The organism is Ferruginibacter paludis (assembly GCF_030409685.1).
Classification (GTDB): domain Bacteria; phylum Bacteroidota; class Bacteroidia; order Chitinophagales; family Chitinophagaceae; genus Ferruginibacter; species Ferruginibacter paludis.
In genome coordinates this window covers 503,544-520,195 of the sequence record NZ_JAUFQJ010000004.1, presented here as the reverse complement: position 1 = coordinate 520,195, position 16,652 = coordinate 503,544, and the positions used below count along the sequence as shown (strand labels likewise).

The following is a 16,652-nucleotide window of genomic DNA, read 5'->3' as shown; positions in this document are numbered from 1 at the left end:
TGTCCAAGTAAACAAGCCCGGATTTATTTATCTTAATTACAAAGCGACAGCGTTACATTTCAAATGCTGCCGTCATAATAAAATATTTTCAGCCATGCTAACAGCAAGACAACACGGGAACAACAAGCGAACGCTTGCAATGGCTGGTTTAGCTGTTGTTCTTTCAATGATTTTTTACTCCGTGCAAGCGCAGCAATTGGCGCCCGGCATTAAAACTTCTAAAGCAGTTATTGATGGTTTTATGGACAAGCGTTTTGGCATGTTCATACATTTTGGCCCGGTGAGTTTACGTGGTACAGAGATTGGCTGGAGCCGCGGAAGTGAAGTAGCTACTGAAGAATATGACAACCTCTATAAAGAATTTAACCCGGTATTATTTAATGCAGATGCCTGGGTAAAAGCTGCGAAAGATGCTGGAATGAAATATGTCACCATCACCGCCAAACACCATGATGGCTTTTGCGAATGGCCTACAGCAGCCTCTGACTACAACATCATGCATACGCCTTTCAAAAAAGATATTGTGGGTGAGCTTGCCGCGGCTTGCAAAAAGCAGGGCATTGCCTTTTGTATTTATTTCACGGTGTTAGACTGGCACGATGCGGATTACCCGGTGCACAGTCCGCACGATTCAACCAAAAATGTACCCGGTAATATGCCCCGTTTTGTTGGTACAATTAAGAAAGAATTAAAGGAACTGATTACACAATACAAACCCTACATGCTCTGGTTTGATGGCAACTGGGAAAAGCCCTGGACAAAGGAATATGCAGTGGATGTTTACCAGTACATTAAGAGTCTTGATAAAAATGTAATCATCAACAACCGGTTGGGCAAAGGTGAGCACATTGCTTTTTCATCAGAGTCTGTAGGCGATTATCTCACGCCGGAACAAAAAGTGGGTGCATTGAATATGGACGATCCTTGGGAAAGCTGCATCACCATTTGTAACCAATGGGCATGGAAACCAAATGATGAAATGAAGTCGCTGAAGCAATGTTTACAGACACTGGTCAAAACCGCTGGCGGCAATGGCAACCTGCTTTTTAATGTGGGTCCGATGATGGATGGCAGGATGGAAGCCAGGCAGGTAAACCGTTTGAAGGAGATGGGCGGTTGGTTGAAAAAATATGGTGCTTCCATTTATGGTACAAAGGGCGGTCCTTATTATCCCAATGAAACTTATGCTGCAACAAGAAAAGGCAACATCATTTACCTGCATATTTTTGAAAGAAAAGCAGCCACACCGGAACTGCCGCTTTTACCGGGAATAAAAATTATAAAAGCGCATTTCCTGAATGGCCCCGCAGTCACTTTTAAACAGGAAACAGCTTCGCCCATAATCATTGATTTACCCAAAGAATTGCCTGATGCTGTAAGTTCAGTTATAGTGCTGGAGCTGGATAAAAATGCGGAACAAATACCGGTGATAAAGTGAATGGTCAGTAGTGAGTGGTGAGTGGTCAATAGTGAATAGTGAGTGAGCGGAGCTAATGCTAACGCTGACCATTGACTATCGACCATTGACTATTGACAATTCACAATAACACGCTTTAAATAAAAATGAAGATGAAAAAAATACACTTTTTGATTTTTACGCTGTTTGCCTTTTGCACGGTCTTTGCGCAAACCTTTCAACCCAACTGGGCTTCGCTTAATACCCGCAAAATGCCCGAATGGTTTCAGCAGGATAAGTTTGGCATTTTTATTCATTGGGGCGTGTATGCGGTGCCTGCTTATGCGCCTGTAATACCCAACAGCGGCGATAGTTATGCGGAGTGGTACTGGTATCGCCTGCAGGAAAAGGATAGCAACTTCACTGCCTTTCACAATAAAAATTATGGAGCTGATTTTACCTACCCGCAATTTGAAAAACAATTTAAAGCGGAGATGTTCAACCCGGATCAATGGGCGGATGTGTTCAAAAAATCGGGTGCTAAATATGTAGTGTTAACTTCCAAACACCATGAAGGTTATTGTTTATGGAACAGTGCTGAAGCTGACCGCGACTGGAACCGGCCCTGGAATGCAGTAACAGGCACGCCTAAACGCGATTTGCTTGGCGACCTGAGTACAGCTGTAAGAAAGTCCGGGTTAAAAATGGGCTACTACTATTCCCTGTATGAATGGTTCAATCCTTTGTGGTTAACGGATAAAAAAAGATATGTATCAGAACACATGATACCACAGTTTAAAGACCTCGTAACAAAATACAAACCGTCTGTAATTTTCTCTGATGGCGAATGGGAATTATCTGACACAGCATGGAAAAGTGAAGAGCTACTGGCCTGGTTATTCAATGAATCTCCGGTAGCAAAAGAAGTAGTGGTAGATGACCGCTGGGGCAACAATACCCGCAGCAAAAATACCGGAGCTACTTACTCCACATCAGAGTATGGAAGTGGAATGGATGCCAGTGTTATCTGGGAAGAAAGCCAGGGAATTGGCCACTCGTATGGCTATAACCGCAATGAAAAATTAGAAGATTATAAAAGCAGTCACGACCTGATTTTGATGCTGGCAGATATTGTATCAAGAGGCGGTAACCTGTTATTGGATATCGGGCCTACAGCCGATGGCCGCATACCAGTAATTATGCAGCAGCGCCTGGAAGACATGGGCGCATGGTTGCAAACAAACGGCGAAGCGATCTACGGCACCAAAGCATATAAACAACCGTACGAATGGAGCGACGGCAAAAAGCCAGAGAAGAAAGGCGAGGCTTTTATGGCGGGTTACAGTATTGCAGAGCTGGTAAAACCAAAAAAGGATTATGCCAATGTAGAAGCTTTTTTTACTACCAAAGGCAGGAACTTATTTTGCATTATACCCAGCTACAAACCGCAAATAAAACTGCGCAATTTTAAAGTAGCCGCAGGAGCTTCCGTTTCTATTTTAGGAAGTACTAAATCACTAAAAATTAAACAGGTGGGGCAGGATACCATCGTTGATCTGTCTGCGTTAAAACCCGGCGAGGTAGCCGCTGAGTTATTTGTGTTACAAATAAAAAATGCCTTGTAAATTAAAAAATGAAGAAGCTTAATGCGATTATTGTATGGTGTTGTTTAAGTCTTGTATATACGATGGCAACTGCGCAGGTGATTAACAAGACAACAAGAAAAATCTTGTTTATCGGTAACAGCATTACGTGGGCTGGCATGTATGTAAACGATGTGGAAGCGTACCTGCGGGTTCAGTATCCGGGGCGACATTTCGAAATCATCAATGTTGGTTTGCCAAGTGAAACAGTATCCGGCTTATCCGAGCCGGGGCATGCGGATGGAAAATTTCCACGACCGGATTTACATGAGCGGCTGCATCGTGTATTGCAGCAAACAAAGCCCGATTTGGTATTCGCTTGTTATGGAATGAATGATGGTATCTATATGCCTTTGGATTCCGTAAGGTTTCAAAAATTTAAAGAGGGTATCAACTGGCTGCATGACGAAGTGGTGAAAGCAGGAGCAAGAATCGTGCACTTAACGCCACCGGATTATGATGAAGTAAAAGGTAAAAGTATTGGCTATACAAAAGTGCTGGACACCTATTCAGATTGGTTGTTGAGTAAAATACATTCATCCAGATGGCAGGTAATTGATATTCATTATCCAATGAAAAAATACCTTGAGGAGCACCGCAAACTGGATGCAAATTTTGCACTGGCACAAGACGGGGTGCATCCCGATGAAACAGGGCATTGGATAATGGCCCAACAAATTTTATTGTTTCTGGGTTTTAAAACAGTTGCTTCATCGGTCAGTATAACAACAAGCCTGCAACAATCAGGGGATGCAAAAAAACTACTGGCGCTTGTTGCAGAAAGACAGAACATGTTAAGGGATGCCTGGCTCACGGCAACCAAACACACCCGCCCGGGAATGGCCACCGGATTGCCTTTGAGAGAAGCGCAGGCAAAAGCAGCATCGATGCTGTCAGCAGTTGAAGTATTGATTCCAGGCAAAAAATAATGGGAAACAGGTACACCAGCCTGGAATAAAAGGCCTTTATAAAACGAGGTCGTCATCTTCCATAATTAAATGCCGAAAGAAATAAAATTGTTGTACTTAAAATATATCCAATGAGCAATGAAGCAGCATGCAAGCGCAGAAACTTTTTAAAGCAGGCAGCAAGCCTCGGAGCGTTGGCTATGTTACCCGCTACAACCATCTTTGCATCACCCCTTATAACCAATACCAATAAAGATTGCGATGGCTTTACTTTTTTATTCCAGGGCGATTCTATAACAGATGGTAACCGCACCAGGGACAAAGACTGGAACCACGTGATGGGGCATGGTTACCAGTATATCATTGCAAGCAAGCTTTGGTATGATTTTCCTTCGAAAGGATTTCATTTTTTTAACCGCGGCATCAGCGGCAACAAAGTGCCCGACCTGGCAGCACGCTGGCAAACCGACACCATCGATATACAACCCAACCTGCTGAGCATTTTAGTGGGCATCAATGATGTGGATGCACTCATGCATGGAGACAAATATTTTACCGCCGGCCAGTTTGAACAGGATTACCGCCAACTTTTACAACAAACAAAACAAGCTTTGCCCGATACACAGCTCGTAATTGGCGAGCCATTTATTTTGCCTGTGGGTAGAATAAAAGAAAGGTGGGACGAGTATTCAGCAGAAATGAAACAACGTCGGGTAATTGCGAAGAAGCTAAGCAAAGAATTCAACGCCGTGTTTGTTGAATTTCAAACTGCCTTTGATAAAGCTTTGTCAAAAGCTCCGGCTGATTACTGGATATGGGATGGCATACACCCAATGCCTGCAGGGCATGAGTTGATGGCGAGGGAATGGACAAAGCAAGTGAGCAGAAAATTAAAGTTCATCAGATAATCGATTTTTTTCTTAGTGGTTTTGTCAGCAAACTCCATCTTGAAGGTTTTAGCTTCCAAACGTATTCAAGGTCGGGGTTTCACGGAAGTTAACAGCTACTTGTGGTGTATGCCGTGAAAACCCCAGGACGAAGTTCTTAACCCAGTTTGGTAAAAAAGAGTGCCATAATTTATGACAGACAAACTGGATATACAGACAAGGTGCTTGGTAATGGCAAAATAGAGCCAAGTACGGAGCCGGCGACGGATACTTTTCCTGTCCATAAAGTACCCCTGATTATATTTATCCTAAGTAATTATAAAAAGCAAACAGATTATGAAACTTGTATATTTAATTTCGATTTTGTTTTTCTCTTCTTGTATTGAAAATGGAAAACAAAATCAAAAAATCAGTTTTGAAGACTCTGTCAATAATACACTTATAGGGAAATGGGGAGGGGCCAGCGACAGCAGGCCTGTGTGGGAAATTAGGAAGGATTCTATTTATTATTTTGAACACTCAAAAGCTTATTCCTATAAAATCGTAGGTGATGACATGATTATTAATCTTCCGGAAAATCAAGCAAAGTTTGAAAACATTCATGTGATTAGAAATCCAATTAGAGACACATTGCTTTTTTTTAAACAGCCTGGTTTGACAGTACAAGCAGTCAGATATAAATAATTTTTTTCCGCTTCGGGCCTCCATCCAGTGATTTCCCGGGCGAGTCTCTGCCCAAGTTACTGAAGTTCGCAACCAGCAATGGTTGCAGGACTCGACGACTAACAAGGAAAAGTGCTCGCATTACCAATAAAATTGTCTATGGCAATCTGATGGTACCGTACTGATAGGTCGGCAAGTCCAGCAGCATGTAAAGAATTGTAAGGCATCATAACCAGTGCAGAGACTCGACCTGGACGTTTTCAGTTTTGTGGTGCCGGCCCCATGATTTAATCTCACCCACTAACTCCCCATCTTCATCTTTAAATAATCCCCTCTATATCCCAGTGGCGTTTTTTTAGTAATGGTTTTAAATTGCTTGTTAAAGTGCGACAGGTTGTTGTATCCGCATTCATAACATACTTCCGATACATTTTTTTCATCTTCCACCAACAGCCTGCAGGCGAAGCCTATTCTCACTTCCATCAGAAACTGGATATAGGTTTTATTGGTTTTGCTTTTAAAGTAGCGGCAAAACGAAGGTGTCGTCATGTTCAATATAGCTGCCACTTGCGGCAGGCTTATTTTTTCGTTGTAGCGATTAAACGTGTATTCAAACACCAGCTTTATTTTATCCTTATTGGTATCACCCGCCGATAGCATAAACCCTGCAGAGGACAAGGGAAGGTATTCTTTGCTGGTTGCAATTTCTTCTAACAAAAAAAGCAGGTAAGCCAGTTTCATCCCGGGAGTAGCGGTCAACATTTTTTCAATCGTCAGGGGCAGACTGTTTTTTGCTTTACCTGTTATTTTTAATCCTGTATTGCATTTGGATAACAGCTGCCTGATGGCCTTGGTTTCCGGCAGCTGTAAAAAAGTGCTGCCGAAAATATCGGGTACAAACTTGATGCAGATAGATTCGCCAGGTGCAATTCCTTTTTTATTGATGTGAGGATACTCGTGCCGGAAGCAATGCGGTAAATTGGCGCCAATCAAAACCATATCACCATTGTCAAAATTACCAATATGGTCGCCGATCAGCCAGGTGCCTGAACTTTTTTTAATGTACAACAATTCAACTTCCGGGTGATAGTGCCAGTTGTTGAGCATGCTTTCGCCTACATCTTTCCGTACTAGAAAAGAAGCTTCGGGGGTGGTGGTAATCTGGCGTAAAGTTGGTTTCATACATTGCAGTAACAGGCAACTAAGTTAGGGTAATATACCATCAGTCTTTGAAAATAAAATGGCAGGATAAATCAATGCTTAAAAGTAAGTTTACACTTTAAACACGATGCCATAAAGAATGCCTCCATTTACTGACGGGGGCGACGACGATTGTAAAAAAAGGAAATTTGCCGGGAGTAGCAATATTTTACCTTTTCATCTTTTCCTTTTTGTAGTGTAAAATCACCGGAAATAAATTGTACTTAATGAAAAACCAATTTACAAGTAGTGCATACCTGGGCGCCTGCCTTTTGTGCGACAATAGCAGCCTGCGTTTATGTGCGGGTGTCCGGGTATGTCTTACGCAGGGGAAGCTTTCACAAACACTGGCAGGTATTCAGCAATCATTCAATCAACTGTTTTAATAATCTAAAAAGAATAAGTGCATGAGAAAGTTTTTTTTATTTTTCGTACTACTGTTTTGCTGCGTTACCACCACATTACAGGCACAGGAAAAATACCAGGCAACCTGGGAATCGTTAAAAAAATACACCACGCCTGACTGGTTTCGCGATGCCAAGTTCGGCATCTTCATTCACTGGGGTGTTTACTCGGTACCTGCCTTTGCGTCTGAATGGTATCCGAGGCAAATGTATCAGCAGGGATCAGACGAATTCAAACATCATGTAGCCACTTATGGCAGCCAGGAAAAATTTGGGTACAAGGATTTTATCCCCCTGTTTAAAGCAGAAAAATTTAACCCGCAGCAGTGGGTGGAACTTTTCAAAAAAGCAGGTGCAAAATATGTGGTACCGGTAGCGGAACACCATGACGGCTTCGCCATGTATAAAACGGCCTACTCTAAATGGAATGCTTTTGAAATGGGTCCCAAAAGAGATGTGATTGGTGAACTGGCAGCGGAAATAAAAAAGCAGGGATTGGTTTTTGGATTGTCTTCTCACCGGATAGAACACTGGTTTTTTATGAATGGTGGCCGCAAGTTTCCATCGGATGTGCTGGATGATAAGTTCAGTGACTTTTACGGCCCGGCAAGGGAAGAAAATGAGACACCTTCTGCGGAATACATGAATGACTGGTTGCTGCGCAACACAGAGCTGGTGAATAATTACCAGCCGCAATTGTTTTGGTTTGATTGGTGGATAGAGCAACCCGCCATGGATCCTTACCGTAAATCGTTTGCTGCTTCCTACTACAACAAAGGGCTTGAATGGAACAAAGGGGTGGTGGTAAACTATAAAAATATTTCATACCCGGATGGAACTGCCGTGCTTGATTTGGAGCGGGGTAAACTGGCGGGTATCCGGCAACTGGCCTGGCAAACGGATGATGCCATCGGCAACAACTCCTGGGGCTATGCGGCGGGCAATACCTTTAAAGACGCCAAATATGTTATCACTAACCTGATAGATATTGTCAGCAAAAATGGTAACCTGTTGCTGAACATCGGGCCACGCCCGGATGGTACCATCACCGATGAAGAGACACAAACCTTACTCGGTACAGGCAAATGGCTGGAAGTAAACGGGGAAGCTATTTACGGCACCCGTCCCTGGAAAATATTTGGCGAAGGCCCCACAGAATCTGCGAGTGGAAGTTTTGCAGATCAGAAAAAGCCATTCACTGCACAGGATATCCGGTTTACTACCAAGGGAGACATTTTGTATGCCATAGCCATGGGATTACCCACAACCAACACCATCGTAAAAGCATTGGGGGTAAAAGCCGGCAATGGTACCATCGCATCCGTAGAAATGGTAGGCAGTACCGAAAAAGTTTCCTGGTCGCAGCAAGCCGATGCGTTGGTAATTAAGCCATCCAAAAATTATCCATCGCAAAACGCGGTAACGTATAAAATAAATTTAAAAAAATAGCATTTCATGACAGCATTGGTATGCACTGAACCCGGAGCTTTTGACTATAAAGAAATGGTGCCACCGGTATTAACACCCGGCCACGCCATTGTACAAATAAAACGAATTGGCATTTGCGGTACCGACCTGCATGCCTTTGAAGGAACCCAGCCTTATTTTTCTTACCCGAGAATTTTAGGGCACGAACTGTCGGGAGATTTAATTGAAGCTGATGGTGCCGAAGGATTTGTGCCGGGTGAAGCCATCACCATCATTCCTTATTTCAACTGCGGTAGCTGCATTGCCTGTCGCAACGGCAAGCCCAATTGTTGCACACAAATCAACGTATTTGGCGTACACAGCGATGGGGGTATGGCGGAGTATGTATCAGTGCCATCTTATTCACTGTTAAAAAGCAATGGATTAAGTTATGATGAGCTGGCATTGGTTGAACCGCTGGCCATTGGCGCCCACGGCGTGCGCAGGGCAAACATAGCGGCGGGAGAATTTGTGTTGGTGATTGGTGCCGGCCCTATAGGTTTGGGTACCATGGAATTTGCCCGGATTGCAGGGGCTACGGTAATAGCACTCGATATCAACGACCAGCGGCTGCAGTTTTGCCGGGAGAAATTGGGCATTGAACATACCATCAATGCTGCATCAGACAATGTGATACAAAGACTGAAAGCCATCACGAACAACGACATGCCAACGGTGGTAATTGACGCGACCGGCAACCGCCAGGCCATCAACAATGCCTTGCAGTACCTGGCGCACGGCGGCAGGTTTGTCCTAATCGGCCTGCAAAAGGACGAGATTAGTTTCAGTCATCCCGAATTTCATAAACGGGAATCTACTTTAATGAGCAGCCGCAATGCCACCCGAAAAGATTTTGAAACGGTAATGGCAGCGATGAAAAGTGGCCTGGTAAATCCGGCCAATTATATTAAGCACCGGGCGAAGTTTTCGGAAGTAAAAGAAGTGTTTAACAGTTGGCTGATACCGGCTACAGGGGTTATTAAAGCCATGGTGGAAATGGAGTAGGCGTGCAATTATCGTGACCGGTGTTGTATATTTAAAGGCGAATAATATATCGCATCAACATAATGTACAATGGAAAACTTTTTTACAGAACTTTTTCAATATAGTAACGACACCAATCAGCAATTGATTGATTTGATCGGTAGCCAGGGGGAAAAAATACCTGCCAATGTAATAAGGCTGTTTAGCCACCTGCTGAATGCCCATCACGTGTGGAACGCCAGGATTACCAAAAGCGAAGTGCACTACGGCATATGGCAACTACACACTGCCAGTGACTTTGGAAAGATTAACCGGGAAAATATCGATCATAGCGTGCGGATATTAAACAGCCGTGATCTGGAAGAGATGATAGGTTATACTACTTCTAAAGGTGCCCCTTTTACCAACAGTATAAAGACAATACTTTTCCAGGTAATAAACCATTCTACTTATCACCGGGGGCAGATCGCTTTGGAATTAAGGCAGGCGGGAATTGATCCGCCACTTACCGATTATATCTTTTGGAAAAGATAGCAACAGCTGAAAGGAATATTTTACATCACCACATAGTTGGTTATTTTTGACAGGTCTTCATTGTATTTGAAGAACATATAAACGAACGTTGTCTTACACAGAAAAAAGAAAAGGATGATAAAACGATTGCTTGTTAGCTGCATTGTATTGCTTGCTGTTGCTGATGGATTGAAGGCACAGCCGGGTGAAAAGTTATGGTATAAACAACCGGCTAAAAAATGGACGGAAGCCTTACCCATCGGCAATGGGCGTTTGGGCGCCATGATATTTGGCGGTGCGGCCAATGAACTGATTCAATTAAATGAAGCCACCTTGTGGGCAGGTGGGCCGGTAAGGACCAATGTGAACCCCGGTGCCTATGACAATTTATTAAAGGCAAGACAGGCCTTGTTCAACGGCGAGCATTATGACAGTGCTTATCAATATGCCAAAGGCATGCAGGGGTACTACTCAGAGAGCTACCTGCCGCTGGGCGATTTAAAAATTCATCAGCAATTAAAAGACAGTAACATTACCGGTTATTACCGTGACCTCAATATCAGCGATGCGATCGCCACCACCCGGTATACCGCGGACGGTACGGTTTTCACGCGGCAAATTATCAGCTCCGGGGCCGACCAGGTAATTGCCATTCATTTAACAGCCAGTAAACCGGGGCAGCTAAATTTCACCATTGGTACGGGCGGCTTATTGAAATACCAGCAATCCATCATCAGCAACAATGAAATTGCGATGAAGGGAAAAGTGCCTTCACATATTCAACCTGTATATGTAGGTACTGAAAATGCGGTGGATGAAATTGATCCTGCTGGTTGCAGGGGCATGCGCTTTGAATGGCGGGTGAAAGCCATCAGCAAAGAGGCTGCCATCACCACAGATGAAAAGGGCATCTCTATTAAAAATGGTACGGATGTATTGATCCTATTGTCTGCAGCAACCAGTTTTAACGGGTTTGATAAATGCCCGGATTCAGAAGGAAAGGATGAAGATAAAATTGCGACAAACTATTTAACAGGCGCTGCAAAAAAGAACTGGACATTGCTGCTCAACCGCCACCAGTCCGACTACCATCATTTTTTTAACCGGGTAAATTTTACATTGGCTACGCCGGTGAATAATAAAAACGCAGCCTTGCCAACGGACGAGCGTTTACTGGGGTACACCGAAGGCGCTAAAGATCCTTCTTTTGAAACGTTGTATTTTCAATATGGCCGCTATCTGCTCATCAGTTGTTCCCGCACGCCGGGTGTACCCGCTAATTTGCAGGGCATCTGGAACAAGGAACTGCAACCACCATGGAGCAGCAACTATACCACCAACATCAATGTACAAATGAATTACTGGCCAGCCGAAGTAACTAATCTTTCGGAGATGCATTTACCCCTGATGGATTTTATCGGCAATGTTGCTACTACGGGAAAGATAACATCAAAGGAATTTTATCATACTAAGGGTTGGGCTTTGCATCACAACAGTGATATATGGGCGCTCACCAACCCGGTAGGGGATATTGGCAAAGGCGACCCCATGTGGGCCAACTGGACGATGGGTTCACCCTGGTTATCGCAACATTTATGGACGCATTACAGCTTTACAAAGGATAAAAAATTTTTGAAAGAATATGCTTACCCGTTGATGAAGGGAGCGGCTGAATTTTGTCTTAGTTTTTTGGTAGAAGACAAAGATGGCTACCTGGTAACCGCACCGTCATTTTCGCCTGAGAATAGTTTTATTGACGACAAGGGAAAAGAAGGTGCTGCTTCTATTGCAACCACTATGGACATGTCCATCATCCGCGACTTATTCAGTAACCTGATTGATGCGTCTAAAGAACTGAATGAAGATACTGAATATAGAAACCTGTTGATGGCAAAAAAAGAAAAGTTGTATCCTTTTCACATCGGTAAAAAAGGAAACTTACAGGAATGGTATAAAGATTGGGAAGATGTAGATCCGCACCACCGCCACGTTTCGCACCTGTTTGGATTATATCCCGGCAACCAGATATCACCGGTGCTAACGCCCGACCTGGCCAACGCTGCAAAGAAGACATTAGAGCTGAGGGGCGACGCCGGCACGGGCTGGAGTCTTGCCTGGAAAATCAATTTCTGGGCTCGTTTGCTGGATGGCAACCATGCCTATTTAATGATCGGGAAATTGTTGCACCTCACCGGCCAGGATGGTACCAATTACGCCAATGGCGGCGGCTCATATGTCAACCTGTTTGATGCACACCCGCCTTTCCAGATTGATGGTAATTTTGGTGGTATTTCCGGCATCAGCGAAATGTTGCTGCAAAGCCATTTAGGCGAACTGCATCTATTGCCTGCCTTGCCCGACGCCTGGCAACAGGGTAGCATTAAAGGTTTAAAAGCAAGAGGCAATTTTGAAGTGTCCATCAACTGGAAAAATCATTCGTTAACCGGTGGGGTGATCAAATCAAATACTGGTGGCAGTTGTAAAGTAAGAGCTGCGATTCCCTTTAGTATTGAGGGTATTGCCGCAAAATCTGTTGCAGATAATAATGGCTACTATTTATCTTTCAATTCAGAAAAAGGCAAAAGTTATGTTATTGTGCCCGGAGGTAAAAAATAATACAAAATATCATGAGGATTTTACTTTCCATTAAATGTTTCAGGTGATTGCGAAGACATTCTCAAAATGAATCTGCGGGCTCACCATAAACCTATAGGATTTAAGCAAGTTGTGACGAGAAGAATGTATCAACAAAATCCTATAGGTTTGCGCAGATTTTACATCACCTTAATAAAATGTAACTGTCAGCCACAAATCGTATGATCAAAAGAAATTGCTTACTAATAATTTTCATGCAATGCATTTTTAATTGTAGCGGGCAAATAAAATTATTGGTAGCATTAAATGGCAACGATACTAACTCCGGAACAATCACCCAACCATTTCAATCGCCTGCGGCAGCGATAGCTAAAGCCATAACGCTAACTGGTAAAGACGTAGTGATTGAAATAAGAAAAGGCGTATATTACCTGGATAAAACCATTGGCATAACGGCAGCTTCTTATCAGGCACATTCCCTTACCATCCGCGGTTATAAAAATGAACAAGTTACCATTAGTGGTGCACAAAAAATTACACCGAAATGGCAGCCGTATAAAAATGGCATACTTCAATCGCACATCGTGTTAAATGAAAAGCCCGACAGATTGTTGATGAATGGAAAGAACCTGCCAATGGCCCGTTATCCAAATTATGATTCCACTGCAAGGGTATTTAATGGTACCGCTGCCGATGCCATCAGCGACGAAAGAGTACGCAACTGGCAACACCCACAAGGCGGATTTATTCATGCGTTGCACGAGGGCGAGTGGGGCGATTTTCATTATTTAATTACCGGTAAAACAAATGACGGTAAACTGAGTTACGAAGGCGGCTGGCAAAACAACCGGCCTGCACCCATGCATCCTCAATATCGTTTTGTAGAAAATATTGTGGAAGAATTGGATGCGCCTGGCGAATGGTGGTACGATAACAATGCACAAATATTGTATTGCTATCCACCACGCGGAGCCGTTGTTGAAAAGGCCCAGTTTGAAGTAAGTCATCTAACCGATTTACTGCACATCATGGGCAATGCTCATCAACCGGTAAAAAATATTGCTATTCAAAATATTGCGTTTACTGCTACCAGCCGCAGCTTTATGCAAACGAAAGAACCCTTGTTGCGCAGCGACTGGACAATCTATCGCGGCGGCGCAATCCTGCTTGACGGAACAGAAAATATCCACATCACCAACTGCAGTTTTTCCGGACTTGGAGGTAATGCCATCTTGCTAAGCAATTACAATAAAAACGATTCCATACACCACAACGAAATCCGTGATATTGGAGCCAGTGGGGTGGTATTTGTTGGTAATCCAGCTGCAGTGCGATCGCCGGCTTTCAGATACGAGTTGTCTGTTCCCTGGAATGAAATGGATTTTACGCCGGGTCCAAAATCAACTGATTACCCGCAGTACTGTTTGGTGCAGGATAATTTAATTCACCATATCGGCACGATTGAAAAACAGGTGGCTGGTGTTGAAATCGACATGGCGGCATGCATCACCGTTAGTCACAATACCATTTACAACACACCCCGGTCGGGTATCAACATCGGTGACGGTTGCTGGGGCGGTCATGTGATTGAGTTCAATGATGTATTCAATACCGTGCTGGAAACCGGCGACCACGGCGCTTTTAATTCCTGGGGGCGTGACAGGTTCTGGAGCCCGGACCGTTCTGTTATTGATAGTATAGTAGCAGCAAGGCCGGGCATAGAATTGCTGGATGTGATTGTACCAAACATCCTTCGCAACAATCGTTTTCAATGCGATCATGGCTGGGATATCGACCTGGATGATGGCAGCAGCAATTACCTTATCTATAATAATATTTGTTTAAATGGCGGATTGAAATTGCGGGAAGGCTATCATCGTACTGTAACCAATAATATTATCATCAACAATACTTTTCATCCGCACGTATGGTTAAAAAACAGCGGCGATATTTTTGAACACAACATTGTCAGCACTGCCTATGCGCCCATTTTAATGAACAACTGGGGTAAATCCATTAACTATAATTTCTTTCTTGCCAAAGGCGGATTAGAAAAAGCTCAACAGTTAGGTCTTGATAAAAATAGTCTTGCAGGAAATGCTCAATTTGTGAATGCCGCAGTTGGCAATTATACAATCAAGGCAGGTTCTGCCGCATTCAAAACCGGCTTTAAAAACGTTGACGACAATGTGGGAGTAACATCACCTGCATTGAAAAAGAAAGCAGCATCTCCAGCAATCAAGCCATTGTTTACCGATATTGCATCCGGAAAGGTAAGTACCATTGAATGGTTGGGTGCACGCTTTAAAAATATTGAAACATTGGGTGAACGTTCTGCTGCAGGCATGCACGACAATCATGGCGCCATGCTGGTAGAGTTACCTGAAAAAGCCCTTGCAACAAAAAGTAATTTGCAAAAAGGGGATGTAATAATTAAATTGGATAACACACCTCTCAAAGCCATCAGCGATTTATTGCAAACCTATCAAAATATTAAATGGATGGGGAGTGCGGAATGCACCATCATCCGCAACCAGGCAGAAAAAAAGATCACCATTTATTTTAAATAGTAACACCGGATAGCCAATAACAAAAGAATAAACAACACATGAAAATTTACGGAACAAAAGTTTGGATGGCAATTATAATTTTGCTCGCACTGTATACCACTGCTAACTGCCAGGTGGCACAAACCCCGCCCATGGGCTGGAACAGTTACAACTGTTTTGGTTCGGCGGTGCATGAAGATGAGGTAAAAGCCAACGCAGATTATGTGGCCAACAATTTAAAACAATACGGCTGGCAATATGTAGTGGTGGATTTTTTATGGAGTTATGATAATCCTGTAGGCAGCACCATTGGCAATCCTTTTCAAAAGCAACTGGAAGATGGATCTTACGTGCCCTGGTTAACGATGGACAAATGGGGAAGGCTGATGCCGCAACCAACGAAATTTCCTTCTGCTTTTGGTGGCAACGGTTTTAAACCATTGGGCGATTATGTGCATGCACTCGGGTTAAAATTTGGTATTCATGTTATGCGGGGTATTCCACGGCAGGCTGTGTGGGCAAAATCCCCGGTGATGGGTACCAACGGCATCACGGCGGATATGATTGCTGACACCAGCTCTACCTGCCCCTGGATGAACCACATGTATGGCTTGAATATGAGCAAGCCGGGCGCACAGGAATACCTGAATTCAATACTTCAATTGTATGCTTCCTGGGGTGTTGATTTTATAAAAGTAGATGATATCTCAAGGCCTTATCGTACTGCTGAAATAGAAGGGTATGAGAAAGCCATTGCAGCTTCCGGCAGGCCGATGCCGTTAAGTATTTCGCCCGGCGAAACGGCTTTATCGGCAAAAGATCATGTAACCAAACATGCCAGCATGTGGCGCATGGCCGATGATTTCTGGGACAACTGGGAGATGGTGTTACACATGTTCAATTACGCCAAAAGCTGGGAAGGCACTGGCGGTCCGGGGCACTGGCCGGATTGTGACATGATACAGATTGGCAAACTTTCCAAGCGTGGCCCTGTTGGCCCTGAGCGATACAGCCGTTTTACAGAAGATGAATTGTATACGCACATGAATTTCTGGTGCATTTATCGTTCGCCCTTAATGCTGGGCGGTAACATGCCGGACAACCGGGAACTGGAACTGAAATTATTTACAAATGCCGAAGTGCTTGCGGTAAACCAACAAGGCGAAAACCCAAAGCAGTTGTACAAGCAGGATGGCAGTATGATCTGGGTATCCAATGTACAAGGCAGTAAAGATTTGTATGTCGGTCTTTTTAACATCGGCGACAATGCGCATGACGTTGTACTTGATTTAGCTTCTCTTAAATTAAAGGGCAGTGTTGGGGTGAGAGATTTATGGAAGAAGACTGACCTTGGTTCATTTAAGAAAAAGTACACACAAAAATTAAATCCGCATGCATCGGTGTTGTTGCGGTTAACAGTTAAATAAATTTTAAAGAACAATC

13 protein-coding genes are annotated in these 16,652 nt (G+C 43.7%); 12 read left to right on the top strand and 1 reads right to left on the bottom strand.

Annotated elements, in window-relative coordinates; genetic code table 11:
* The first annotated feature begins 94 nt into the window (after positions 1 to 94).
* The 5 genes from QWZ08_RS07920 (at position 95) to QWZ08_RS07900 (ending at position 5,518) form a co-directional block, all read left to right on the top strand.
* Complete coding sequence (locus QWZ08_RS07920; protein ID WP_290336794.1) at positions 95 to 1,438, top strand: alpha-L-fucosidase; 1,344 nt, start codon at positions 95 to 97, stop codon at positions 1,436 to 1,438.
* A gap of 131 nt (positions 1,439 to 1,569) precedes the next feature.
* Complete coding sequence (locus QWZ08_RS07915) at positions 1,570 to 3,021, top strand: alpha-L-fucosidase (protein ID WP_290336793.1); 1,452 nt, start codon at positions 1,570 to 1,572, stop codon at positions 3,019 to 3,021.
* Positions 3,022 to 3,029: 8 nt separating this feature from the next.
* Positions 3,030 to 3,968, top strand: a complete 939-nt coding sequence (locus QWZ08_RS07910; protein ID WP_290336792.1) for an SGNH/GDSL hydrolase family protein — start codon at positions 3,030 to 3,032, stop codon at positions 3,966 to 3,968.
* A 110-nt stretch (positions 3,969 to 4,078) separates the two neighbouring features.
* A complete protein-coding gene (locus QWZ08_RS07905; protein WP_290336791.1) occupies positions 4,079 to 4,855 on the top strand; it encodes an SGNH/GDSL hydrolase family protein in 777 nt (258 codons plus the stop codon).
* Positions 4,856 to 5,170: 315 nt separating this feature from the next.
* A complete protein-coding gene (locus QWZ08_RS07900) occupies positions 5,171 to 5,518 on the top strand; it encodes a hypothetical protein (RefSeq protein WP_290336790.1) in 348 nt (115 codons plus the stop codon).
* Positions 5,519 to 5,797: 279 nt separating this feature from the next.
* Here the strand turns inward: QWZ08_RS07900 and QWZ08_RS07895 are convergent, their stop codons facing one another.
* Positions 5,798 to 6,679 (bottom strand): AraC family transcriptional regulator, encoded by an 882-nt coding sequence (locus QWZ08_RS07895; protein ID WP_290336789.1) that lies wholly within the window; start codon positions 6,677 to 6,679, stop codon positions 5,798 to 5,800.
* A gap of 245 nt (positions 6,680 to 6,924) precedes the next feature.
* Here QWZ08_RS07895 and QWZ08_RS07890 point away from each other — a divergent pair, with 245 nt between their 5' ends.
* The 7 genes from QWZ08_RS07890 to QWZ08_RS07860 all read left to right on the top strand — a co-directional run bounded on the left by QWZ08_RS07890 (position 6,925) and on the right by QWZ08_RS07860 (position 16,636).
* Positions 6,925 to 7,083, top strand: a complete 159-nt coding sequence (locus QWZ08_RS07890) for a hypothetical protein (protein WP_290336788.1) — start codon at positions 6,925 to 6,927, stop codon at positions 7,081 to 7,083.
* Positions 7,084 to 7,104: 21 nt separating this feature from the next.
* Entirely contained in the window at positions 7,105 to 8,550 is a 1,446-nt protein-coding gene (locus QWZ08_RS07885) for an alpha-L-fucosidase (protein WP_290336787.1), read from the top strand.
* A gap of 6 nt (positions 8,551 to 8,556) precedes the next feature.
* Positions 8,557 to 9,573 (top strand): zinc-binding alcohol dehydrogenase family protein, encoded by a 1,017-nt coding sequence (locus QWZ08_RS07880; protein ID WP_290336786.1) that lies wholly within the window; start codon positions 8,557 to 8,559, stop codon positions 9,571 to 9,573.
* A gap of 69 nt (positions 9,574 to 9,642) precedes the next feature.
* Positions 9,643 to 10,086, top strand: coding sequence for a DinB family protein (locus QWZ08_RS07875; RefSeq protein WP_290336784.1), 444 nt, complete (start codon positions 9,643 to 9,645; stop codon positions 10,084 to 10,086).
* Positions 10,087 to 10,200: 114 nt separating this feature from the next.
* Positions 10,201 to 12,681 carry a glycoside hydrolase family 95 protein gene (locus QWZ08_RS07870; protein ID WP_290336782.1) on the top strand — a complete coding sequence of 827 codons (2,481 nt, stop codon included), beginning with the start codon at positions 10,201 to 10,203 and terminating at the stop codon, positions 12,679 to 12,681.
* Positions 12,682 to 12,914: 233 nt separating this feature from the next.
* Positions 12,915 to 15,230, top strand: a complete 2,316-nt coding sequence (locus QWZ08_RS07865) for a PDZ domain-containing protein (RefSeq protein ID WP_290336781.1) — start codon at positions 12,915 to 12,917, stop codon at positions 15,228 to 15,230.
* 38 nt (positions 15,231 to 15,268) lie between these two features.
* On the top strand, positions 15,269 to 16,636 hold the full coding sequence (locus tag QWZ08_RS07860; protein WP_290336780.1) for a glycoside hydrolase family 27 protein: 1,368 nt from the start codon (positions 15,269 to 15,271) through the stop codon (positions 16,634 to 16,636).
* Positions 16,637 to 16,652: the final 16 nt, after the last annotated feature.

Bases quoted from the DNA above. Each gene is read 5' to 3' on its own strand.
- QWZ08_RS07870 (WP_290336782.1), top strand. From the start codon at position 10,201: ATGATAAAACGATTGCTTGTTAGCTGCATTGTATTGCTTGCTGTTGCT.
- QWZ08_RS07900 (WP_290336790.1), top strand. From the start codon at position 5,171: ATGAAACTTGTATATTTAATTTCGATTTTGTTTTTCTCTTCTTGTATT.
- QWZ08_RS07920 (WP_290336794.1), top strand. From the start codon at position 95: ATGCTAACAGCAAGACAACACGGGAACAACAAGCGAACGCTTGCAATG.
- QWZ08_RS07880 (WP_290336786.1), top strand. From the start codon at position 8,557: ATGACAGCATTGGTATGCACTGAACCCGGAGCTTTTGACTATAAAGAA.
- QWZ08_RS07860 (WP_290336780.1), top strand. From the start codon at position 15,269: ATGAAAATTTACGGAACAAAAGTTTGGATGGCAATTATAATTTTGCTC.
- QWZ08_RS07875 (WP_290336784.1), top strand. From the start codon at position 9,643: ATGGAAAACTTTTTTACAGAACTTTTTCAATATAGTAACGACACCAAT.
- QWZ08_RS07895 (WP_290336789.1), bottom strand. From the start codon at position 6,679: ATGAAACCAACTTTACGCCAGATTACCACCACCCCCGAAGCTTCTTTT.
- QWZ08_RS07885 (WP_290336787.1), top strand. From the start codon at position 7,105: ATGAGAAAGTTTTTTTTATTTTTCGTACTACTGTTTTGCTGCGTTACC.
- QWZ08_RS07890 (WP_290336788.1), top strand. From the start codon at position 6,925: ATGAAAAACCAATTTACAAGTAGTGCATACCTGGGCGCCTGCCTTTTG.
- QWZ08_RS07865 (WP_290336781.1), top strand. From the start codon at position 12,915: ATGCAATGCATTTTTAATTGTAGCGGGCAAATAAAATTATTGGTAGCA.
- QWZ08_RS07910 (WP_290336792.1), top strand. From the start codon at position 3,030: ATGAAGAAGCTTAATGCGATTATTGTATGGTGTTGTTTAAGTCTTGTA.
- QWZ08_RS07915 (WP_290336793.1), top strand. From the start codon at position 1,570: ATGAAAAAAATACACTTTTTGATTTTTACGCTGTTTGCCTTTTGCACG.
- QWZ08_RS07905 (WP_290336791.1), top strand. From the start codon at position 4,079: ATGAGCAATGAAGCAGCATGCAAGCGCAGAAACTTTTTAAAGCAGGCA.